The organism is Bartonella capreoli, from assembly GCF_902813205.1.
Lineage (GTDB): Bacteria > Pseudomonadota > Alphaproteobacteria > Rhizobiales > Rhizobiaceae > Bartonella > Bartonella schoenbuchensis.
Map to the genome: position 1 here is coordinate 1 of NZ_CADDZX010000002.1, position 23,166 is coordinate 23,166.

Sequence of the window (23,166 nt, forward strand, 5' to 3'; positions counted from 1 at the left end):
AGTATGACTGGTATTGCCATAACATTGTTTATCAAAAATCCCAATGTTTCCGGAGATTGTAAAATTTACTATCATGACATTGGTAATAATTTCACGACAAAAGAAAAACTTACAGCTCTTGAATGCTGGCTATACGAAAGTTCACCACCTCTGCACCAGATGCCATTGTTCTGCTTTCGGGATCGGCACCAAGATAACCTATTAAAGTTATTTTATTGATCATATTTTTATACCTTTTCTAAGGAAAATAATTGAAACAAAATACGGATATAAAAAACTTATTTTTTTATATTTTATAATAGTATAGTACAATATACTAAACTAGTTAATACAGAAAAATAAAATAAGTAACTGATAATAAATAATTTATATGATTTTTTGTACTATAATTTTACTGATTTGTATCAAGCAAATCATAAACCAGCGCAACTTGTTGAAATTTGAGTGTTTTTTTCAAATTCATCTACGTCAATCAGATACAGAAATAATATTATGAAAATAGTAAAAGGCAGGATTCTATTCAAACGGCAAAAACTATTGTTAGCCTTCATTCAAAAATTTAGAGGACGCCTTTCAAGTATAGATTTTTAAAAGTATTTGTTCCTATTTACGCAAGGGGAAGAAAAACAAAGTTACGAGTTTGTGCCTTACAAATATAGATGTTTCTCTTTTCAGTCTTATGCTGACAAATGCAAGCTTATAGAATTAGGCATACTTGCGAACGAAAATGATTGACAGCTTACATCAATAAAGAATGATTATAGTGCTAATATTGAATTTGCTACACGAAAGAAAATTTCTTCATTTGTTGAAAAATTTAGCAAACTTAAAGGTAATGAACTTATTCAGTATGTCTACAAAAACTATCCATATTTTGCGATTAACAGTTGTATAGCAAATAATGTTATGGAGAAAAAAGATTTAGAAAAAATCGATACATTTCGACCAAAGGATGAGACTTTTTGTTTCTTCACCATTGGGTATGAGGGGCAATCTTTTGAAAACTATCTCAATCGTCTTATCAAAAATAATATCAAAACTTTATGTGATGTTCGAAAAAACCCATTAAGTCGCAAATATGGGTTTTCCAAAACGCAATTATCTAAAATTGTAAATGCATTGGGTATTGAATATAGGCATATTCCAGAGCTGGGTATTATTTCTGAAAAGCATCAAGATTTGAAAACGCAAAAAGATTATGAGCGTCTTTTTCAAGACTATAACAATACAACTCTTAAAGATAATTCTCTTGAATTAGAAAAATTATATCAGCTGTTCTTAGACAGAAAACGCATTGCAATTACTTGTTTTGAAGAAAATGTATGTATATGTCATAGAGGACAAATTGCACTCGCTCTCTCCAAACTACCTCAGTGGAAATTTAAAATAAAACATATTTGATAATTGAATATGAGAATATTAAAAAAAGAACGAGTGTTGATTGTAGTAAAAACTTACCCAGTACCTTCTAAAAAATACATAGAGTTAGTGTGTACTGCTGGTGTTAAGGAAGATGGGACCTTGATCAGGATTTATCCAGCACCATTTCGTTTTTTAAACGTAAAATACAAAAAATACCAATGGATAGAGCTGGATCTTGGCAAAAATCCGAAAGATTTCAGACCAGAAAGTTATCGACCGTGTAATATTGAAGATATTAAAAATTTGTGGATCCGTTCCCTCTAAAGGAAATTGGGAAGAACGTAAACGTTTAATATTAGATACACTAATCTAAAGACTATAATTGCAGGCGCAAAGTCTAATGAATTGTCTCTGGTTATTTTTAATAATGATTTTACTTTTCAACGAGTTAAAACAACACAAAATTCTAATAAAGAAACCATTACTCGTGAATTAGCTAAACAAGGCTCGCTTTTTAATAAAATAGATAGTTCTTGTTTTACATCATCAAAACAATTACCCTATAAATTTTCATATCAATTTACGGATGATGAAAACGTTAGTAGTACGCTAATGATATCAGATTGGGAAATAGGTCAACTTTATTGGAACTTTAGGAAAAAGGCTTAATCTGATGAAGAAAAAGCTCAAAAGGTTAAGAAAAAATATTTGGATGGAATTGCAAAAACCACAGATCTCCACTTTTTCTTAGGAACAACATTTGAATGGCATAAAATAGCGCCAAATCCATACATAATTATTGGAGTATTTTATCCACCAATTATATCGCAACTGCAGTTAGATCTCTGAAATTATTTAGAAATAACATTATCTTTAAAAGATTGAAAAGATAAAGATCAAGTAGAGTATGTTGATAACCTTAATAAGTTTTTTCTCATATCATTCATATAACTAATTGCTAATACTCATAAAATAATTTCTAAAAATGAAAAAAATTTCTGTCATCGAAACAAAAGATTGTGTTTAACATTGTAACAACTGTATTTTATAAGTTACATATGTTTACAGTGTACAAGACAAAATATTTTATACAATAGCTAGATTTTAAAAGATGAGATTGTGTAAACGCATATTGAGATACGGATAGCGAGAATAAAATGAAGCTTCTTGGTAATGCAAAAGTCTTCTATAGCATTGGGAAAATTAGAAATAATTATGGTCCTGATATCGGATTTATTTTAAAAACAAGAACAAAAAATTACCTTACTTCTTTAATGGCAGTGATAAATCTACACAACAAAAAGATATCAAAAAATCCCTGTGAATATAAACATGAAAATCACTAAATTTGATACAAGTGAGTATTTTAAAACTCCTGAAACTCAACAAATTCTTTTGCAAGATGCTCTTGAAAGTAAAAATAATCAGTATCTTGCTCACGCTCTTGGGATAATAGCAAAAACCAAGGAATGAGAAAATTGCTAAAAACGCTGGGTTATCAAGAGCATCTCTTTACCGCTCTTTAAGCAATAAAGATAATCTTAAACTCTCGATTTTTCTTAATCTTTTGAGTGCTCTAAATTTGCAAATTAGCCTAACACCCACAAAAAATGAAGAACATGCATCTTTAGAAAAAGCTTAAAAATCCCCTCTCTGCTTTAACAGAAAAAGTGAGATTATATTCACTTAATCCTGTCCTAATTTTTGTATCTGTTCTAATTTTCTCAAATTAGCTCTTACAGAGTGCTTTGATTTTATAACCAAAAAAAACTTTTAAATCTTTCTCTAAGGTGTATTTCTGTTGATTTAAATGTATATCCAATCCAAAAGTGATCAGCAATTTTCTCTATTTTGCTGTTCTTCTGTCAAACTCTATAAATGAAATTACATTCTCTCGTCTCTCTTATTGTTTCAGCGCCTTCGTACGAGTATCTTCAATCACTCTCTCCATGCACATACCAAGCTTTTCCAAGTACATCACCTTACCTTTTATCTTCTGACAGTAGAAAACAAGTTCTGCACATGTGTACATGAATACCTTTGATCTTCTTAACCTAACTGGTGGAGAATATTTTCAACGGTTTGTGCGAGAGCGTATGCTGAATATCACAATTCAAGTGGTAATTAGTTATTCCCCTTTTTATTTAAGGCGATTATCTTAATATGGAAGCAAGAAAAGTTAAGATGCGAATTTGATATATTTGTATGAGGATTGTAAAATTATAAATAATAATTATACCCTCCTAAGCTATTTAAAAATATTTTACAAAAAAAATTACTTAAATGTTTATCAATAAAGCGTAAAATAAATTTCATATATACCATATTATGTTAATTTATCAGTAATATGGAATTTCCATAAAGTAGATTTTTCACTCACTCAATCACTAAAACTCGGTTTGCCAATGAAATTGGTGCTTATAATATTTACCGCATTTGTAATGATTATTTATCAATAATAGCAAAAATTTTTTGTTTTTAATAAATAAAAAACTCAATTTTTACAGATAGTTTTTCTGTTTTTTTTATTTAAAAAATTAAGTATGTAAAAACAAACTACAAGCCAACTAATCCAAGCTACTCCTATGATTAAAACTGGTCGTGTATCATTAAAAAAGCATAACAAAACGAAAACAAAAATCATAAACAAAATAGCAAAAATTGATCCTATTGGCCAAAATGGAATCGAAAATTTTAGATTATGCTGTTCTTCTTTGGGCATTTTAAGTCGCATAAAAATTTGCGAAAGCAAAATCATCACCCAAACGAAAACTGTCGCAAATGTTGCCATTGCTGCAATAAGAAAGAAAAGTTGATCGTGATAAAAATAGTTAAGAACAACACCAAAAAGAAATATGACAAATATTAGTAAAATAACAAAAATTGGTACACCGTTTTTTGATAGACATTGAAATTTCTTAAATGCATAGCCTTCTTGTGACAGCCCATGAATCATGCGGCTAGCACCATACATCTCGCTATTAATGGCTGAAACAGCCGCTGTAACAACAACAATATTAAGAATATTAGCTGCTGATGAAATACCAAGATTCTCAAAAATTGAAACGAAAGGGCTATCAATAAAACTAATTTTATTCCAAGGATAAAGTATCATAAAAACCGTTAAAGTCATAACGTAAAATAGTAAAATCCGAATCGGAATAGAATTAATTGCTTTTGAAATAGTTTTATTAGGATCTTGCGTTTCCATAGCCGCTATTCCAACAATCTCTACCCCACCAAAAGAAAAAACAACGACGCTAAAGCAAGCTAAAAAACCAAACCAACCATTGGGAAATATACCACCATTTTGCCATAAATTATGAATGGTGGGTTGCGCCCCCATATTCCAATTAAATACAATAATTGCTAGGCCTAAAATAATCATAACAATAATAGCAATTACTTTGATAGAAGACAGCCAAAATTCTAGCTCACCATATACTTTTACTGCCGCTAAATTAATAGCGGTAATGATAAGTGTAATGCTCAATGTCCAGATCCAAGGAGAAACACTAGGATACCAAAACCCCATATAAGTGGCAAAAACTGTAATATCAGCTAAACCAACAAGAACCACTTCAAAAACATATGTCCACCCTGTTAAAAAACCAGCCAAAGGTGATATATGATTTGCAGCGTAACGGGCAAAAGAACCTGGCAAAGGATTATGAATAATCATCTCACCTAGAGCACGCATCACCATAAAAACAGCTAAACCTGCAATACAGTACGCAATAAGAACACTTGGACCAGCAAGATTAATTGCTTGTGCAGACCCGTAAAAAAGGCCTGTTCCGATAGCAGACCCGAAAGCTAAAAATATAACCTGACGTTTATTCATACCTCGTTTAAGTTGGTTTATTGACATTTTTTTCCTTTTTCAAATGCTACATAATCCTTATAAAGGCGCAAATCTTCAGAGTAACAAGCACCGAAGCCGACTGAAATACAAAAAACTTTAATGGATCTGAAAGATTTTGAAATTTCTATTTTTTCATCTCATAAAAAATATAATATCATAACGGTTAAAGCGCATAATCATTATATATGGTGATGCAATTTGCACTGTTGATAACAAAAAATTATATTCTTTTTGTTCTCTCAGTTTTAGGAAGTGTTGATAATAAATAATGCCTTTTTTATGATGCTTTCGATGTATTGCCGCTACATTATTACAACCTAAGCATAGAAATAATGAATATACTCGTTCGATTTATAAATCGTCTCTACTTACTTAATCGGTCAAATATATCATCTGACACCAAACCTATATGAGAAAAGCCTAAAAAATATAATGAGCTTTTTCCTTTACTTAATTTCAAAATAAATATTATTTCAGCTCCAATTGCGGAAAAATTGTTTTTGGTAAAACAGATAATAAATGTCCCCCACTTACAAGTACATGCACCTTTTCAAGATCTACAGCCATATAACGATCCGCTTTAAGAGTCGTGATATTCTTACGTAAATATTCCATAACAGACTGCAATAAAGGACTTGTTTTTAGAGGAGCACGGCATTCAATTCCCTGTGCTGCAACAAGTGTTTCAATACCAATAATAGTAAAAAGATTTTCGCTCATAGCTAATAATCGACGAGCACCATGGCAAGCCATTGAAACATGATCTTCCTGATTTGCTGAAGTTGGTGTTGAATCAACCGAAGCAGGATATGCCATTTGTTTATTTTCAGACATTAAAGCAGCTGCTGTTACTTCAGCGATCATGAAACCTGAATTAAGACCTGCATTTTGTACTAAAAAAGCAGGAAGCCCATAGGAAACTGCTGGATCAACCATAAGAGCAATACGTCTTTGAGAAATTGAACCTACTTCACATAAAGCAAGCGCGATCTGATCAGCAGCAAAAGCCACTGGTTCAGCATGAAAATTTCCACCCGATACAACTGCACCGTTGCTTAAAATCAATGGATTATCTGTTACTGCATTTGCTTCAATAATTAGTGTTTTTGCTGCTGATATAAGAATATCAAAACAAGCACCCATAACTTGTGGTTGGCAACGTATACAATAAGGATCCTGGACACGTTTATCATCATGCAAATGCTCTATCCGAATTCCTGAACCCTCTATAAGTTTTTCTAATGCTTGCGACACAACAATCTGCCCATGATGGCCGCGTAAAATATGGATATCAGGATGAAATGGAGCCGTTGAGCCCATAATGGCATCTGTAGACATTGCGCCAGAAAGAAGCCCTCCACACAATGCCCGATAAGCGTGAAAAAGACCTGCAAGTGCAAGTGCTGTTGAGGTTTGAGTGCCATTGATAAGAGCTAAACCTTCTTTTGCTTCTAAAACAATAGGCGATAACCCTGCTTTTTCTAAAGCATCTGCTCCACTCATACGAATATTTTGAAAGAACGCTTCTCCTTCACCTATCATAACAGCTGCCATATGAGCAAGTGGCGCCAGATCACCTGATGCACCAACTGATCCCTTTTCAGGAATGACAGGAATAACTCCCTTTTCAAGCATATTTTCTAATAAATGCACTAATTCCAGACGAACACCAGAAACCCCTCGCCCAAGCGAAATAAGCTTTAATGTCATTATCAAACGTACAATATTTTCAGCTAAAGGAGCCCCTACACCACAACAATGTGATAAAATAAGATTTCTTTGTAAAATGACCACATCATCTACATCAATTTTAATAGAAGCTAACTTTCCAAAACCGGTATTAATGCCATAAACTGGTTCATTACCCGCAGCAATTTCAGCAATGCATGCCGCCCCCTTCTTGATAACTAGATGTGTATCTTCATGAAGTTTGCTTATTTTACCACCCCAATAAACAGATTCAAGTTCGCTAAGTGTTACCTCGCCTGGCTTGAGTATAATCGTCATAATCTTCTTTCTTATTAATCTAGTATAACGCAAGATTAGCGTATTGCTTATGAAAAGAAAAAATACCACAGCTCCATATAGCTTGTATTTATTTCACCAAAAACAATACTAGGTCATTTAAAATTTAATATCAAATATTATAGTGAGTATATCTAATTTATAAGCATGATTTTTAAACACCTCAATTGATAAAATATGCCTATAAAATGCCGCGTAAATAGCGATAATTGTTTAAAGTTAGGAACTAACAATACATTAACGAGAACTGTTGCATTAAATTAAAATATCTTAGCCAGTTTTATAATTAATTGATAATAGCAAATATATTAAAATAGCGTCGTCAATTGTAAAATGGTTTTCTAATATAATAAAACTAATCTACTATTTTTCTAATGAATATTAATTTTAACAAAAATATTGTTAGAATAATTTGTCTATTAATATAGTTCTGTAAAGTATTATATTTCAGATATTTTAGCAGGTACAAAAGCTTAAAAATTTTATAAATAAAAACTCTGCTTAGCTTTTAATAAAATAAAAAACACACAATAAAGAAAAATTTCCTTACGTTTTGTAAGTATCCGCCGTTCAATTTTTATTTAAGTACATAAACTAACGCTATATCATTTACAATGATGTTCAAAATAGTATTGAAAAAAGTGGTGCACCCGACAGAATTCGAATCTGTGACCTCTGCCTTCGGAGGGCAGCGCTCTATCCAACTGAGCTACGGGTGCCGAAAAACTGTTTTAAAACCAGTTGAGGCCTTTTAACTGATCATGCTCTCAGCTTCAATGGTGAATTGCCATTTTGAAAAAAATTGCAAAAAGAAAAATATTGTCCCACAATAGATTAACTTTTCATACAAAATTCCTTCTTTTTGCAAAAATGGTGCTTATATAAAACTTCCAAATTCTAAAAAATACATTAAAAATATACCGAAAATACCAGGACAATTCTCAATGCCACCATTACCAAGTCGCTTTCATTTCATTTCTGCTGAAACTGAAGAGGCTATTAAAGCCACCAATCAATTAATCTCCGTTTATGGCCATTCTTCTCTTGAAGAAAGCGATGTAGTTGTTGCACTCGGCGGTGATGGAACAATGTTACGAGCGGTGCGAGATGTTATGAATACTGGAAAACCTATTTATGGCATGAATCGAGGTTCAATAGGATTCCTTATGAATGAGTTTCATGAGCAGAAATTGCCAATCCGCATTGCTGCTGCGCACAAAAAAGAAATTCACCCCCTACGCATGATTGCAAACACTGAATGTCAACAACATATTGAAGCACTTGCAATTAATGAAGTATCTTTATTTCGTCAATCTTATCAAGCTGCTAAGATTCGTATCAGCATTGATAACAAAGTACGCATGGAACAACTCAATTGTGATGGTATCCTTGTTGCCACACCAGCAGGATCTACCGCATATAATTTGTCAGCACAAGGTCCCATTTTGCCTCTCATGGCACCTCTTATGGCCCTCACCCCTGTTAGCCCTTTTCGCCCTCGACGCTGGCATGGAGCATTACTGCCCAATACGGTAACAGTGCGTTTTGATATGCTCGAAGCAAACAAACGCCCTGTAAACGCTGCCGCTGATAATGTGGAAGTTAAATCTGTTCATTCAGTTATCATTTCATCAGCTTCAGATGTAACAGCTTCTATTCTTTTCGACCCTGACCATTCATGGGATGAACGTATTTTATCAGAACAATTTCGTTATTAATTATTTTTATCGTTGTTTTCTTATACATATAGAGTAGTTACAGTTGACTTTTTTGCAAATGCGTCTTAACCCTCTTCATAATATGGGATGCGAACCAACCTAACTAACTAGGTTAAAATTGCAGAACAATCGATAGAAAAATGACACCACCTTTGAATAGTTTTGACGATTTAGGCCTTTCCGAAAAAGTTATTAAAGCTGTAAGATCAGCAGGATATACGGCTCCAACACCTATTCAGAGTGAAACAATTCCTCATGTGCTTCAACGTAAAGATGTGCTTGGGATCGCTCAGACTGGTACTGGTAAGACAGCCTCATTCGTTCTCCCTATGCTTACATTACTGGAAAAAGGCCGCGCAAGAGCAAGAATGCCTCGTACTCTTATATTAGAGCCAACGCGAGAACTTGCAGCCCAAGTTCAAGAAAATTTCGATAAATATGGATTGAATCATCGTTTAAATGTCGTTCTTTTAATTGGTGGAGTTTCTTTTGAAGATCAAAATCGCAAACTTGAACAGGGTGCCGATGTTCTTATAGCAACACCAGGACGTCTTCTTGATCATTTTGAACGTGGTAAATTGCTTTTGATAGGTACTGAAATTCTTGTCATTGATGAAGCCGATCGTATGTTGGATATGGGGTTTATTCCTGATATTGAACGTATCTGCAAATTAACTCCGTTTACCCGTCAAACTTTGTTTTTCTCAGCAACAATGGCGCCAGAAATTACAAAATTGACAGAGCAATTTTTACATTCACCCATCTGTGTTGAAGTTACAAAAGCGTCATCAACAGCTACAACAATTACACAACGTCTTGTCAAATCTGGAAGCAAAGCGTGGGATAAAAGAGCTGTTTTGCGAGAGCTTATTTATAATGAAGGTGATGAACTTAAAAACGCTATTATTTTCTGCAATCGGAAAAAAGATATTTCTGAGCTTTTTAGATCACTTACCAAATACAATTTTAGTGTAGGTGCACTTCATGGTGATATGGATCAGCACTCACGCATGAATACATTAGCTGATTTTAAAGACAATAAACTCACACTTCTTGTTGCTTCTGACGTTGCCGCCCGTGGGCTTGATATCCCAGATGTCAGTCATGTTTTCAACTATGATGTACCAACACATGCCGAGGATTATATTCATCGGATTGGTCGTACAGGGCGTGCAAAGCGTACTGGAAAAGCTTTTACCATTGTTACACACGATGACCAAAAATACATCAGCGCCATTGAAAAAATAAGTAAAGAAAAAATTGAATGGCTTAATGGGGATCTTTCTACTTTATCTATCAGTGATCAGACAAATGACTCTATTGTAAAAACAAAATCTGCAAAACTTTCAAAAAAATCCACCCCTAAAAAACACACTGCTCACACTAAAAAAGCATCAAAAGAAGATAAAACATCTCATAGTAAAACTACAAAAAATAAAATAAATTCACCCGAGTTATCCCATTCAGAGAAAGATCAAAATCATACTCCCCTTGGGTTTGGTGCCGATGTTCCAGCATTTATGCTCATAAAAACCCGCTCTTAAATCGCAAGTCTGATTATTGAGAATAACGATAAGATCGATAAAATATTTTTAAATTGTTCTTCACTGAGTGATTTTTTTAAACAGTCAACCTATTTACGACTTTTTCACGCCCCAAAAGCTGCAAAAGTTTGGCCATTTCAGGACCATGTTCCATTCCAGTAAGCGCCTGACGCAATGGCATAAATAAAGCCTTCCCTTTACGGCCTGTTTTTTCTTTTAATGCTGTTGTCCAAATTTGCCAGCTTTCATCATTTAATACACCTTTCGGTAACAAATCAACAGATTGACGTACAAATGCATGATCTTCAGGAGCAATCGCCTTGAAATTCTGACCATCATGCATATCATCATGAATAATTGTCCACCATAAAGCTGCATCATTCACTTTATCAATATTGTTTCTTATCGCATTCCAAAATTCTTCTACCTTTTCTCCATCAATAGAAAGCTTCTCAAGCCGTTCTTTGACATCCTCATATGTCAACTCATGAACAAGGTGACTATTTAGAGAAAGGAGATCAACAGAATCAAATTTTGCAGCTGATTTTGATGTGTTTTGGAGATCAAAATGCTCTAAAAGAACAGCCTGATTAGGATAAATCTGCACATTTTGTGATGTTCCAGTCAAAACAGAAAGACATTGAACAGCCATCGATTCAAATCCTTCTTGTCGTAAAGAACGGACAGAAAGGTCATTGTTACGTTTTGAAAGCCCTTTTCCTGAAATCGTAGTCAACAAATTAATATGCCCTAAAATCGGCGGCTTTACACCAAGAGCTTTAAAAATAGCAATCTGCGCACCTGTATTGGTAATGTGATCATCACCACGAATAACATGTGTAATAGCCATATCTATATCATCAACTACAGAAGGCAGTGTATAAAGATAGCTCCCATCCTCACGAATTAAAACGGGATCTGAAATAGAAGCTAAATCAATCAGCTGCTTTCCCTTTACAAGATCATCCCAATGAATTTCTGTCCGCTTTGTTTGAAATGGATCATTTTCAAAATTAGGTAAAAGAAAACGCCAATGGGGTTTACGACCTTGAGATTCAAAGTTTCTTCTATCTTCTGGGGTCAATTTTAATGCCTCACGATTATAAACAGGAGGTAGCTTGCGCGAAAGCTGGATTTTGCGGCGCCGATCTAATTCTTCCGCCGTTTCATAACAGGGGTACAGAAGACCACGTTGTTTAAGAGTTTCTGTAACCTCATCATATCGACTAAATCGTTTAGATTGATAATGAATTTCATCTGGCCTAATACTAAGCCACTCAAGATCAATCATAATACCATCAATATATTCTTGTTTAGAACGTTCAACATCTGTATCGTCATAGCGTAAAACAAATGTGCCATTACATGCTTGCGCATAAAGCCAATTAAATAAAGCAATACGGGCATTGCCAATATGAATATAACCTGTTGGAGATGGGGCAAAACGAACTTTTATCATTAAACAATGCTCAACTTTTATCGCGAAAACGATTGATAATAGGATAACGACGGTCACGTCCGAAGCTTTTAGAACTGATTTTTACACCAGGTGCAGACTGTCGCCTTTTATATTCAGCTAAATAAAGCAAGTGTTCAATTTTCTCAACCGTTTCTCGTAAATGCCCACATTGAACAATCTCACCAACACTCATGTCATCTTCCACAAGAGATTGTAAAATATCATCTAAAATAGGATAAGGAGGAAGAGAATCTTCATCTTTCTGATTTTCCCGTAACTCCGCGGAAGGTGCTTTCATGATAATATTAGATGGAATAACAACTCCTTTTGCCCCTAATAAATTCTGCAAGTGATTTTTATTACGCCATTTTGCCAATGCATAGACCTGCATTTTATAAATATCTTTAATAGGGTTAAAACCACCGTTCATATCACCGTAAAGTGTTGCATATCCAACTGCCATTTCTGACTTATTACCTGTTGTAATCACCATTGAACCAAATTTATTCGAAAGAGCCATTAAAATAGTTCCACGTGTACGACTTTGAAGATTTTCTTCTGTAAGATCAGGTTTCAATTGTGAAAACACAGGTGCTAATGCATTCAAAAAGCCCTCAACAGGTTGAATAATTGGTATAACCTCGTAACGACACCCTAAAAAATGCGCGCAATCTTCAGCATCTTTCAACGATTCTTGTGAAGTATAATGATAAGGCATCATTACAGTGCGAACTCTCTCAGCGCCAAGAGCATCTACTGCCATTGTTGCGCAAAGTGCTGAATCAATACCCCCTGAAAGACCAAGAATAACATCTTGAAAACAGTTTTTGTTAACATAATCTCTTAAACCTAAAACACAAGCTTGATAATCAGCAGCTAGTCCACTTAAAAGTTCTTCATTAGGACCAGAAATACATTGCCATCCGATAGATTGTCGTTGCCAGTGACTTAAAGCAATATGGCTCTCAAAATGTTTCATCTGAAATGCCATTTTGCCTTGTCCATTCAATGCAAAAGATCCTCCATCAAAAACCAACTCATCTTGACCACCAATTTGATTAGCATAAATAATCGGCACACCCGATTGGATAGCTTGCGCTCGAACAATATCTAAACGTTTGAGTGTTTTATGATGCGTATAAGGAGATCCATTAGGAACAAGAATAATCTCAGCTCCTTTATTGCTAAGCTGTGCACAAATAGAAGAATCACTCCAAATATCTTCACAGATCACAATCCCGAGTGTTATTCCACGGTAAACAATAGGCTCAAGAAACGGATCAGAAGAAAATACCCGCTTTTCGTCAAATTCAGCGTAATTAGGCAAATCAAACTTTAAGCGTTCAGCAACTATTTGCCCATCGTTAAGGAGCATAACACCGTTATAAATAGCATCATCACGTCTTATTGGAACACCAATAACAATACCTGGTCCATTTTTTGTCACTTTTGCTAATCTCTGCACAGCATTTTCACATGCCTTTATAAAAGCAGGCTTAAGCACAAGGTCTTCCGGTGGATAAGCACTTATAAAAAGCTCAGTTAATAATACAAGATCAGCACCTTGTTCTTGAGCTTTCTGATGGGCCATTATTGCGAGAGCAAAATTTTCTTCAATATCACCGATAACAGGATTTAATTGGGCAACTGCAATCCGAAAATCATTCTCTATAAGTTGTTGTGTCATTAAATTAATTTAGTGTGACTATAACTCAGTTTCAATCACCAAAGCATTCCTTTTCTTAAAAAGCGTTTAATTTCACAAATAGAAAAGCATTAATTATAAATTACGCTAAGTGATTTTCCTCTTTACGTATTTGACTCAACAGTTAATAAATTAGCATCATGATTCTTTTTAAGAAGTTCAGCAACAAGAAAAGCTAATTCTAATGCCTGATTCGCATTCAATCGTGGATCACAATGAGTATGATAGCGATCAGAAAGATCTTCTACTGAAATAGCATATGTACCACCTGTACATTCAGTCACATCACGACCAGTCATTTCAATATGAATGCCACCTGGATAAGTTCCTTCCCTCTGATGTATAGAAAAAAAACTTTCGACTTCTTTTAAAATATGATCAAAGGGGCGAGTTTTATAACCATTCGCCATAATTGTATTGCCATGCATTGGATCACAAGACCATAGAACATTGCGTCTCTCACGCTCAACTACACGAATGAGCCTAGGAAGATAATTCTCAATCTTATCATAACCAAAACGTACAATGAGAGTAAGCCTACCTGGCTCATTCTTAGGATTAAGAATATCAATTAACCTCAAAAGCTCATCAGGATCAATAGAAGGACCACATTTTAATCCAATAGGATTTTTAATACCGCGGCAATATTCAACATGTGCATGATCAAGTTGGCGTGTACGATCACCTATCCATAACATATGGCCAGATGCCGCATACCAATCTCCAGAACTTGAATCAATTCGTGTTAAAGGTTCTTCATAGTTAAGCAAAAGTGCTTCGTGGCTTGTATAAAAAGACGTTGTGTACAATGAAGAATTTGCTTTGGCCGTAATTCCTATTGAACGCATAAAATCTATTATTTCAGAAATACGTTTTGCCAACAATTCATAACGTTCACCTTGTGGGCTATTGGAAATAAAACTCAACATCCATTTATGAACATTTTCTAAGTTAGCATAGCCACCTTGTGAAAAAATACGTAACAAATTAAGCGTTGCAGCCGATTGACGATAGACCATTAACATTCGTCGCGGATCAGGAATACGAGAATCTTTGTCAAATTTAATGCTATTAATAATATCACCCCGATAAGCAGGAAGCTTATCTTTACCTTTGCTTTCCATATCGCAAGAGCGTGGCTTTGCAAATTGACCAGCAATACGACCAATTTTAACAACTGGCTTAGAATTGCCAAAAGTTAAAACAATCGCCATTTGCAAAAACACACGAAAAAAATTACGAATATTATTAGCCTCATATTCTGCAAAGCTCTCTGCACAATCACCACCTTGTAACAAAAAAGCCTGACCTTTAGTAACTGCTGCTAATTTATCTTTCAAATCACGAATTTCACCAGCAAAAACTAAAGGAGGATATCTGCGCAGCTCATTTTCAATATTTGCTAATAGAGATTGATCTGGATAAGTTGGAACTTGCTTAATTGGCCTTTCTCTCCAAGATCCAGGTGCCCATTTTTTTACCATCGTAACTCTCTCTAAAGCCCCTCCATGCAGATTATAGCAAAAGCCTTAAGTTAGTTCACCATAGTATCCAACGTTTAGTCTTCTAACTTCTTTCCATTTTCATATATATAATTTGGTTCATACATCGTTACCAGTTCTTCTGCTGCTGTTGGATGGACTGCCATAGTTGCATCAAATATATCTTTTGTCAGTTTTCCTTTGAGAGAAATTCCAATAAGCTGCACCATCTCACCAGCGCCTTCGCCTAAAATATGTGCACCAACGACGATACGGCTTTCACCATCAACAACAAGCTTCATAAACATTTTTTCTGAATTACCAGAAAGAGTATTGCGCATAGGACGAAATAACGTACGATAAATTTCAACACGTTTATAACAGCGTATTGCATCCTCTTCTGAAAGACCGACTGTCCCAATCTCCGGTTGTGAAAAAACAGCTGTCGCAATTAAATCATAATCAGGTATAGTTGGAGTGTTCTTAAATGCGGTTTTAATAAAACACATTGCCTCATGGATAGCGACAGGTGTTAATTGACGACGACCAGTCACATCGCCAACAGCCCAAATATGAGGCACATTTGTGGTCATTTTTTCATCAACAATAACTGCACCAATTTCATCAAACTTAACCCCTGCCTGCTGAAGCCCTAAACCTACAGTATTTGGTACCCGCCCCGTAGCAAACATAATCTGATCAACACTGATAGTTTGCCCATCTGACAAGATAGCGTCATAGCCATTACCGTTGGTTTTAACTTGAGAGATTGTTGCCCCATAGACAATAGAAATCCCCTTTTCAATCATTGCATCACTTAATAACTGCCGCAAATCATGATCAAAATTACGAAGAATTAAATCACCATGATGGAGCAATGTTGTTTTTACACCTAATCCATGAAAAATATTAGCAAATTCAACACCAATATACCCCCCACCAACGATCATTATTGATTTTGGTAACTCTTTAAGATCAAAAATCTCATTAGAAGTAAGACATAAATCGCTACCTATTGTAGTATTCGATAAAGTTTTTGCCCCTGTTGCGATTAAAATCTTTTCTGCTGTTACTCGTTCACCTGTTGCAGAAAGCTCTAATGTATGATCGTCAACAAAAACAGCACGGCTTTCATAAATATGAACATTATTATTTTTTAATTGTCTTCGATAAAGTTCTTCTAGTCTTAATATTTCTTTATTTTTAGCTGCAACTAATTTCTCCCAATTAAAAATTGGATCAGTACATTGCCAACCAAAACCAACGCTATCACTAAATTCTTGTGCGTACTTTGACGCATAAACAAATAATTTTTTGGGGATACAACCACGAATAACGCAAGTACCCCCTATGCGATATTCTTCTGCTATAGCTACACGCCTACCAAGCCCCCCGGCGAGACGAGCAGCACGCACACCGCCAGAACCGCTCCCAATAATAAATAAATCAAAATCAAAAGATGCCATAAATTATTCCTTCCCATACACTTATATCGTACAGGTTATTAATCTTTATCACTGAATGAAAGTCTTTTTTGTTTTTAATAAAATTTTGTATAGATACGATACTTAAAAAGCACTTATTTTCATTAAAAACGACGGTAAAACCGCCGCTTTTAGTAAGTAAAAATACTGATAACTCTATATTATCAATAAAACTATTTTGAACCTGTTGAAGAATCAGGCTCTGAAGTAATGGGTTTATTCAAACCGAGTATCTCAACCATTTCTTTCTCCACATTTTGTACAAGATCTTGCATGACAGTAGAACGCCACTTATCAAAGACAGAATAAGAGTCACGCGCGACATTTGGAACTTCTGTTAAAAACTTTTTACCAGCAGCAGAATTATAAAATGCTGCAATTGTATCTAGTTCTTCCTGACTAAAATGTTTTACATATACATGAGCAATTTCTTCTTCCAAATCAGCACGTCGTTTAGCCAAAATAAGTGCTTGCTTATCAACAATTTCAGAAATAGTTGTTGCTAAATTTGGATCGCCACTTATTAGCTCATTTTTAAGGTTATATGCAGCACTTGGCAAAAAACTATCAAATTGATCGGTCGCTTGAATGGCTTTGATCATCTTTCTTGCTGAATCTAAATGTTGGGCTTTCACATCTTGTGCATAAACCATCCCGATATTCACAATAAAAACAGCAACTATACCAAGCAATACCATAAAGCGTTGGAGAGAAAATATAGTTCTCATTCATTATTACTCCATAATTATATTATTTCTATTCAAAATTTTAAACAGCCTTTTATTATAACCAATACATCAGAATATAACTTATCTCATTCAAAAATCACATGGTTCTAAAATTTTTATTGTACCATCTGCCATTGCTATAATTGAACGTGAAGCCAACCCCAAAAAAAGACCGTGCTCAACAACACCAGGAATTTCAAATAATGCATCTGATAATATTTTGGGCTGCATAATGCGCCCCCAAAATGCATCAAGAATAAAATGGCCTTCATCTGTCTTAAAAGGAATATTGCCATTCATCCGCAACCTAATTTCCCCCGAAAGCCCTAGATCATCAGCTACTTTTTCAATTGCTTTGCGTGTAGCGCTCACACCGAATTGATTAACTTCAATCGGCAGAGCAAAAGAACCAAGCGTTTTTACCATTTTTGTCTCATCTGCAATAACAAGCATTGTACGAGATGCTGCTGCTACAATTTTTTCACGCAATAATGCTCCCCCCCCTCCTTTAATTAAGGTCATATTAGGACCAATTTCATCAGCCCCATCAATATCAAGGTCAAGTTCAGATATTTGTTCTAAAGTAGTGACAGGCACTCCGTATTTAAGACATAATTGTTCAGAATAATGAGAGGCGGCAACACCAATCACACGCAGACCATTTGCAACACGTTCACCAAGTAGACGAATAAATTCATTAACTGTAGAACCAGCGCCTATACCAAGGCGCATATCATTTTGAACAAACTCAAGTGCTTTAGTAGCCGCTATCTTTTTTAATTTTTGAGCATCCATGAATCACTTTTCCTGTTACCGATTATCTTTATTCATTACGAATTAATAACAAAAAAGCGCTCTGTTTTTCCAATTCTCACAGACTTATTTGCCATTTTCTGTTTAAAACATCAGTTTATTATAACAAAACATATCGCTCTATAGAATACAATGACTAACTACAGCTCCTTTGAAGTTTGTTTATATTTTCTTCATTTAGTAAATAATCTTAGCATCAATTTTCATCATTAAAAATTTATAGTAATCATACATTCCTGCAAAACTATCAACAATTAAGCAGTTAGATAATGAAAAATCATCCCTTTTCTTTTTAAAAAAGAATGTTGGTCATTGATTACAACTTATAAAAAATTATATAATTTAATGAAATAATGTAAGAAATGTTGAGGTTATTTTTCTAATATTGTAGTAATTATTATTAAGGTAATAGAAAATTATTCTCGTAAACATAATTAGGCAGAATAATGCGCTATCCTCTTATTTTAGTTGTGTCCACCCATTAAAGAAATCAACATAGGGAAATTAAATACCATGAAAGGTCATCCAGAAATTGTCAAGCAGCTCAATGAAGCCCTTGCTCTTGAGATTAGTGCCGTTAATCAATATCAGTTGCATTCTTGCATGACAGAAAGTTGGGGTTACACAAAGTTAGCTGAAATAGAACGTAAAGAAGCTACAGAAGAAATGAAACATGTAGATAGAATTGTTAAGCGCATAACTTTTCTTGAAGGGCATCCTAACCTCGAATTCCCTGCGCCATTGCGTATTGGAAAAAACCTTAGAGAAGTTTTAGAATATGATCTTAAAAGTGAGTATGATGCTCGAGAATCCTACCTTAAGTCGCGCGAGATTTGTTCTAAGCTTTCTGACCATGTTTCAAAGAAGTTATTCGATGAATTGCTTGAAGATGAAGAGAATCATATTGATTTTCTTGAAACTCAGATTCAACTTCTTAACACTATTGGAGAAGAAAGATACAGTCAGCTTAGTGTGAGTTTTTCTGAATTAGAATAAAATTTGCCTTCAATGTATTTTTCATAAAACTAGCTGTTACGTTAGAATGTTCTTGAAATATAACTTTATTTTAGAGTTTCTAAAATAGAGTTATATTTTTTTGATACGATCGCTACGTGGTCTTTGAGAATTTTGTCTATGCATGTTCCAAGGTCTATGAAACCCATTAGAAGACCAAATAATATTTCCGCTTTTAGTCATTATAACACTTCCTCGTGATAGTAATTGTTGAAGTGTAAATGTTATAGGTGCAATCTTATCGCATATTTGGTTTCTTATTGTAGATGCTTCAATTACGATATCTGCGGTTATACACTGATCTGTTTTCCCATGTAAAACAGCAACTTTTAACTTGTTTTCTAAAAAGGCTGTACAAATATTATCATTACAAATAAATTGTCCGTTGAGTGATGGACCAGTTTCTGTTGGTTTTATAGCATTTTGCGCGTGGAATGAATTTTCCCATATAGATAGTGTAAACTTAGAGGCATAATAACGATCAATATATAATTTTCTTTCATTTATGATCCCCACAAAGCTCATATTATTCGCTATGATTAGTTGCACGGGTGAAGACACCATACAAATAAAAATACCTATAAAAATAAAAATACTAAAAAAGAATCTGATAGCTGTTTTGAAAAAGGTAAGACCAACTAAGCCTAAGCTTAATAAAACCAATGCAGATAATGGCATAAATCCAGGATGAAAAGCAGGAGAAATAGCTGTTACAGCATAAGCAATTTTTGTTACAAGAGAGATACCAAAACCCATAATTTGCAGTGGCAACCATTCAAGCCCTACAAGCATTGCAAATGCTGCTATTAACCCAAATGGCATAACAAAAATGAAGACAATAGGTAATGCTAAAATATTACTGATCATGCCAAGTGGTGCTACATTTGCAAAATGGTAAGCAGCGTAAATTCCACTAGCAGAACCTGCCACAAGTGAAGATACGCAGATTGAAATAAGTGATGAAAAAACAAGGCGAAATACTCCACCTCCAACATAAGAAGGTGTCGTTCTTTCTGTATAAGAAGATCGCCTTTCACTCCACCAACCAAAAACGGCAATCAAAGCTGCGGTTGCAGAAAATGACATTTGAAAACTGGGACTTAATATCGCATGCGGAATAGTAGCCACAGTTACCAAACCAGCAATAGCGAAATTGCGCATTGTCACAGCAGAACGATTACATAATACAGCAATCAACAGAACAGAAACCATCACAAAGCTTCTTTGCGCCGCTATATTCATGCCAGATAACACCAAATAAAAAGCTGTTATTATTAATGCAACGACAGCAGCAAATTTCTTAGCTGAATAATAAGATGAAAAATTAGGAAAAAGCGCTAAAAAACTACGAATAACGATAAGAACCATACCGCTAAGTAGAGCCATATGCAAACCTGATATTGACAAAATATGAGCTAACCCAGCTACACGCAATGCTTTATTAGTGTCCTTTGAAATACCACCCCTTTGCCCAGTTATCAAAGCAGCAGCAATTTGTCCTTCCTCTCCGCCAATTGCTGTATTGATTTTTTGAGTCATTACTATTCGTAAATTTTCAATTTTTTGTAAAACTCTATCTAATATTGTATCGGGGGGTGTAACTGATATCTTAATTGGTTTTCCAAGATAAATTCCATGAGCACCAATTCTTTTAAAATAATTATGGAAACTAAAATCATAACTTCCTGGACGTACAGGTCCAGATAAAGCACGAAGCCTTACTTTCCCATATAATCCATCACCGGAAGCTAATCCATCTGGCAAATGTTTTGCTATTAAACGAACACGATCAGGTGCATGACGTAATATTGGTTTTTCTGTGTTTAAGACATCTACATTTAAGCGGAATCCTCCTTTTTCTATTGGTTCTATAGAAACAATTCTCCCTGTTAATGTAGTGGAAACATCGCTGTCCAACATTGTTGTAGACATACGCCAGGTTTCTATCTTTGCTGCTAAAGCACCCAATATAATACAAAATAAAAAACCAGTTATGAGCCACATTCCTCGATAACGGCGTAAAATATACAACACTCCAAGAAATGTACTAATCAATATAATAAATGGCTTCCAACTTGGTTCTCTATCCAAATTGAAATAAAAAATAACACCTGTGGAAAAAAATATTAAAATTAGTAAGAAAGGCAGTCCAAAAGAAATTTCCTTTTGTATGCAGTCTGTCAACCACTTCCAGAAGATAATTATATTTTCTTTTAAAAATGTGAGTAAATAAATGCTTTGCCTAGTACAAATGATATTATCTACGCTATTACGAATAGAAAGATCATCCTGTTGTATTAGATCCAAACTTTTCTCTTTCGAGAAGCTTCTCCTTGATAGACTATCATTAACTTTATTTGGACCTAACATCCGCAAATCCCCACTTTACTCGCAATGCGGCTATTGCACACCCTATTGGCTATGCTAACATAATCTTTTAGTAAAGTCCCAGAAATAACATCTTAATCAAAGGATATATCCGTGCCTGTTATCACCCGTTTTGCCCCCTCACCCACAGGTTTTCTTCATATTGGTAGCGCTCGCACTGCTCTGTTTAACTGGCTTTATGCAAAACATAACGGTGGCAAAATGCTTCTACGTATTGAAGATACAGATCGAGAACGCTCAACAGAAGCAGCAGTTAAAGCTATTATAGACGGTTTGCACTGGATGGGACTCAGTTATGATGGAGTTCCTATCTCACAATTTGAACGAGCAGAACGCCATCGTCAAATTGCTGAACAATTAGTCAAAGATGGTAAAGCTTATTATTGTTATGCTTCACCTGAAGAATTAGCTGAAATGCGTGAAATTGCTCGTGCAGAAGGCCGACCACCACGTTATGATGGGCGTTGGCGCAACCGTGATGCATCTGAAGCTCCCAAAGGGATTAAGCCTGTTATTCGCATTAAAGCACCACAAGATGGTGAAACAATTTTACACGATCGCGTTCAGGGGGATATTCGTTTTCCTAACAAAGATTTAGATGACTTTATCATTTTACGTTCTGATGGCACCCCAACCTACATGCATGCCGTTGTTGTTGATGATCATGATATGGAAATAACACATATTATTCGTGGGGACGATCATCTCACCAATGCAGCCCGTCAAACAATTATCTACAATGCAATGGGATGGAATATCCCTACTATGGCGCATATCCCGCTTATTCACGGTGAAAATGGTGCAAAATTATCAAAGAGACATGGTGCATTAGGTGTCGATGCCTATCGAGCAATGGGATATCTTCCTGATGCTTTACGCAATTATCTTGTTCGTTTAGGCTGGAGCCATGGCAATGATGAACTTATCTCTACAGAAGATATGATTTCTTGGTTTGATATTAATGATATTAACAAAGGTGCTGCTCGTTTTGATTTCAAAAAACTAGATGCCATTAATGGGCATTACATTCGTATGAGCAACGATCAAAGCCTTTTCGATGCAGCTCTTAGTATTTTGCCAGAAATTGAAGGCGGTCTAGAAATTATGAAAAAACTTGATGAACACAAACGTGTCCAATTTCTAACTGCAATACCAAATTTGAAAAAACGTTCGAAAACACTGCTTGAGCTTATCAATAGTGCCTCTTTTATCTTTGCACAACGACCATTACCTCTCGATGAAAAAGCCAAAACACTTTTAAATGGAAATGGTCGAACCATTTTAAAAGGAGTCTATTTTGCCTTAAAAACTTGCTCCCATTGGAATTCAGAAACGTTGGACGAAACTCTTCGAAACTATGTACAAACACAACAGCTTAAATTTGGAGATGTTGCCCAACCACTGCGAGCAGCTCTTACAGGATGTGCATCATCCCCTGGGGTTTTTGATGTTCTTGTTCTATTGGGGCGAGATGAATCTCTCAATCGCATTAATGACCAAATTGTTCCATCTGAATGTTAATTCAGATGAATACCAATATAGTGAATACAATAAAAATCGAAAGTACAAATGCCTTAATG

Annotated in this window: 17 protein-coding genes, 1 tRNA gene and 1 pseudogene; 8 read left to right on the plus strand and 11 right to left on the minus strand. The window is 34.9% G+C overall.

Annotated features, from left to right (window positions below):
• Nucleotides 1-124 precede the first annotated feature (124 nt).
• A pseudogene (locus J7R05_RS02015) lies at nucleotides 125-223 on the minus strand (single-stranded DNA-binding protein); the annotation flags it as partial.
• Between the two features lie 683 nt (nucleotides 224-906).
• On the opposite strand from J7R05_RS02015, the gene J7R05_RS02020 reads away from it, so the two are divergent.
• The 4 genes from J7R05_RS02020 to J7R05_RS09570 all read left to right on the plus strand — a co-directional run bounded on the left by J7R05_RS02020 (nucleotide 907) and on the right by J7R05_RS09570 (nucleotide 3,004).
• Nucleotides 907-1,401 (plus strand): DUF488 domain-containing protein, encoded by a 495-nt coding sequence (locus J7R05_RS02020; protein ID WP_208540996.1) that lies wholly within the window; start codon nucleotides 907-909, stop codon nucleotides 1,399-1,401.
• A 36-nt stretch (nucleotides 1,402-1,437) separates the two neighbouring features.
• Nucleotides 1,438-1,686, plus strand: a complete 249-nt coding sequence (locus tag J7R05_RS02025; protein ID WP_208540997.1) for a hypothetical protein — start codon at nucleotides 1,438-1,440, stop codon at nucleotides 1,684-1,686.
• A 1,008-nt stretch (nucleotides 1,687-2,694) separates the two neighbouring features.
• A complete protein-coding gene (locus J7R05_RS09180) occupies nucleotides 2,695-2,835 on the plus strand; it encodes a helix-turn-helix domain-containing transcriptional regulator (RefSeq protein ID WP_246468198.1) in 141 nt (46 codons plus the stop codon).
• A gap of 4 nt (nucleotides 2,836-2,839) precedes the next feature.
• Nucleotides 2,840-3,004, plus strand: coding sequence for a hypothetical protein (locus tag J7R05_RS09570; RefSeq protein WP_343070478.1), 165 nt, complete (start codon nucleotides 2,840-2,842; stop codon nucleotides 3,002-3,004).
• Nucleotides 3,005-3,856: 852 nt separating this feature from the next.
• Here J7R05_RS09570 and J7R05_RS02035 read toward each other — a convergent pair.
• The 3 genes from J7R05_RS02035 to J7R05_RS02045 form a co-directional block, all read right to left on the minus strand.
• Nucleotides 3,857-5,233 (minus strand): amino acid permease, encoded by a 1,377-nt coding sequence (locus J7R05_RS02035; RefSeq protein ID WP_208540998.1) that lies wholly within the window; start codon nucleotides 5,231-5,233, stop codon nucleotides 3,857-3,859.
• Nucleotides 5,234-5,695: 462 nt separating this feature from the next.
• Complete coding sequence (gene hutH, locus J7R05_RS02040; protein WP_208540999.1) at nucleotides 5,696-7,234, minus strand: histidine ammonia-lyase; 1,539 nt, start codon at nucleotides 7,232-7,234, stop codon at nucleotides 5,696-5,698.
• A gap of 660 nt (nucleotides 7,235-7,894) precedes the next feature.
• Nucleotides 7,895-7,971: transfer RNA gene (locus tag J7R05_RS02045), tRNA-Arg, on the minus strand.
• A gap of 225 nt (nucleotides 7,972-8,196) precedes the next feature.
• Here J7R05_RS02045 and J7R05_RS02050 point away from each other — a divergent pair.
• The gene (locus J7R05_RS02050; protein ID WP_078689673.1) at nucleotides 8,197-8,970 is read left to right on the plus strand and encodes an NAD kinase; all 774 of its coding nucleotides are present in this window, start codon (nucleotides 8,197-8,199) and stop codon (nucleotides 8,968-8,970) included.
• 140 nt (nucleotides 8,971-9,110) lie between these two features.
• Nucleotides 9,111-10,514, plus strand: coding sequence for a DEAD/DEAH box helicase (locus tag J7R05_RS02055; RefSeq protein ID WP_208541000.1), 1,404 nt, complete (start codon nucleotides 9,111-9,113; stop codon nucleotides 10,512-10,514).
• Between the two features lie 76 nt (nucleotides 10,515-10,590).
• On the opposite strand, the gene gltX (J7R05_RS02060) is transcribed toward J7R05_RS02055, so the two are convergent.
• The 6 genes from gltX (J7R05_RS02060) to rpiA all read right to left on the minus strand — a co-directional run bounded on the left by gltX (J7R05_RS02060) (nucleotide 10,591) and on the right by rpiA (nucleotide 18,166).
• Nucleotides 10,591-11,973: a glutamate--tRNA ligase gene (gene gltX / locus J7R05_RS02060; RefSeq protein WP_208541001.1), complete on the minus strand. Its 1,383-nt coding sequence runs from the start codon at nucleotides 11,971-11,973 to the stop codon at nucleotides 10,591-10,593.
• A gap of 10 nt (nucleotides 11,974-11,983) precedes the next feature.
• On the minus strand, nucleotides 11,984-13,660 hold the full coding sequence (locus tag J7R05_RS02065) for an NAD+ synthase (protein WP_208541002.1): 1,677 nt from the start codon (nucleotides 13,658-13,660) through the stop codon (nucleotides 11,984-11,986).
• A gap of 122 nt (nucleotides 13,661-13,782) precedes the next feature.
• Entirely contained in the window at nucleotides 13,783-15,162 is a 1,380-nt protein-coding gene (locus tag J7R05_RS02070; protein ID WP_208541003.1) for a class II 3-deoxy-7-phosphoheptulonate synthase, read from the minus strand.
• Nucleotides 15,163-15,236: 74 nt separating this feature from the next.
• Nucleotides 15,237-16,625, minus strand: a complete 1,389-nt coding sequence (gene gor / locus J7R05_RS02075; protein ID WP_208541004.1) for a glutathione-disulfide reductase — start codon at nucleotides 16,623-16,625, stop codon at nucleotides 15,237-15,239.
• A 191-nt stretch (nucleotides 16,626-16,816) separates the two neighbouring features.
• Nucleotides 16,817-17,371: a DUF2059 domain-containing protein gene (locus tag J7R05_RS02080; RefSeq protein WP_208541005.1), complete on the minus strand. Its 555-nt coding sequence runs from the start codon at nucleotides 17,369-17,371 to the stop codon at nucleotides 16,817-16,819.
• Between the two features lie 90 nt (nucleotides 17,372-17,461).
• Nucleotides 17,462-18,166 carry a ribose-5-phosphate isomerase RpiA gene (gene rpiA, locus J7R05_RS02085; RefSeq protein WP_208541006.1) on the minus strand — a complete coding sequence of 235 codons (705 nt, stop codon included), beginning with the start codon at nucleotides 18,164-18,166 and terminating at the stop codon, nucleotides 17,462-17,464.
• Between the two features lie 531 nt (nucleotides 18,167-18,697).
• Between rpiA and bfr the strand changes: the two genes are divergently transcribed.
• Nucleotides 18,698-19,180, plus strand: a complete 483-nt coding sequence (gene bfr / locus J7R05_RS02090) for a bacterioferritin (RefSeq protein ID WP_208541007.1) — start codon at nucleotides 18,698-18,700, stop codon at nucleotides 19,178-19,180.
• A 90-nt stretch (nucleotides 19,181-19,270) separates the two neighbouring features.
• Here bfr and J7R05_RS02095 read toward each other — a convergent pair whose 3' ends face one another.
• Entirely contained in the window at nucleotides 19,271-21,568 is a 2,298-nt protein-coding gene (locus J7R05_RS02095; protein ID WP_208541008.1) for a ComEC/Rec2 family competence protein, read from the minus strand.
• A 111-nt stretch (nucleotides 21,569-21,679) separates the two neighbouring features.
• On the opposite strand from J7R05_RS02095, the gene gltX (J7R05_RS02100) reads away from it, so the two are divergent.
• Nucleotides 21,680-23,107, plus strand: coding sequence for a glutamate--tRNA ligase (gltX, locus tag J7R05_RS02100; RefSeq protein ID WP_208541009.1), 1,428 nt, complete (start codon nucleotides 21,680-21,682; stop codon nucleotides 23,105-23,107).
• Nucleotides 23,108-23,166 lie beyond the last annotated feature (59 nt).

Bases quoted from the DNA above. Each gene is read 5' to 3' on its own strand.
- rpiA (WP_208541006.1), bottom strand. From the start codon at position 18,166: ATGGATGCTCAAAAATTAAAAAAGATAGCGGCTACTAAAGCACTTGAG.
- J7R05_RS02055 (WP_208541000.1), top strand. From the start codon at position 9,111: ATGACACCACCTTTGAATAGTTTTGACGATTTAGGCCTTTCCGAAAAA.
- J7R05_RS02070 (WP_208541003.1), bottom strand. From the start codon at position 15,162: ATGGTAAAAAAATGGGCACCTGGATCTTGGAGAGAAAGGCCAATTAAG.
- bfr (WP_208541007.1), top strand. From the start codon at position 18,698: ATGAAAGGTCATCCAGAAATTGTCAAGCAGCTCAATGAAGCCCTTGCT.
- J7R05_RS02020 (WP_208540996.1), top strand. From the start codon at position 907: ATGGAGAAAAAAGATTTAGAAAAAATCGATACATTTCGACCAAAGGAT.
- J7R05_RS02050 (WP_078689673.1), top strand. From the start codon at position 8,197: ATGCCACCATTACCAAGTCGCTTTCATTTCATTTCTGCTGAAACTGAA.
- J7R05_RS09180 (WP_246468198.1), top strand. From the start codon at position 2,695: ATGAAAATCACTAAATTTGATACAAGTGAGTATTTTAAAACTCCTGAA.
- gltX (WP_208541001.1), bottom strand. From the start codon at position 11,973: ATGATAAAAGTTCGTTTTGCCCCATCTCCAACAGGTTATATTCATATT.
- J7R05_RS02095 (WP_208541008.1), bottom strand. From the start codon at position 21,568: ATGTTAGGTCCAAATAAAGTTAATGATAGTCTATCAAGGAGAAGCTTC.
- hutH (WP_208540999.1), bottom strand. From the start codon at position 7,234: ATGACGATTATACTCAAGCCAGGCGAGGTAACACTTAGCGAACTTGAA.
- J7R05_RS02065 (WP_208541002.1), bottom strand. From the start codon at position 13,660: ATGACACAACAACTTATAGAGAATGATTTTCGGATTGCAGTTGCCCAA.
- J7R05_RS02035 (WP_208540998.1), bottom strand. From the start codon at position 5,233: ATGTCAATAAACCAACTTAAACGAGGTATGAATAAACGTCAGGTTATA.
- J7R05_RS02080 (WP_208541005.1), bottom strand. From the start codon at position 17,371: ATGAGAACTATATTTTCTCTCCAACGCTTTATGGTATTGCTTGGTATA.
- gor (WP_208541004.1), bottom strand. From the start codon at position 16,625: ATGGCATCTTTTGATTTTGATTTATTTATTATTGGGAGCGGTTCTGGC.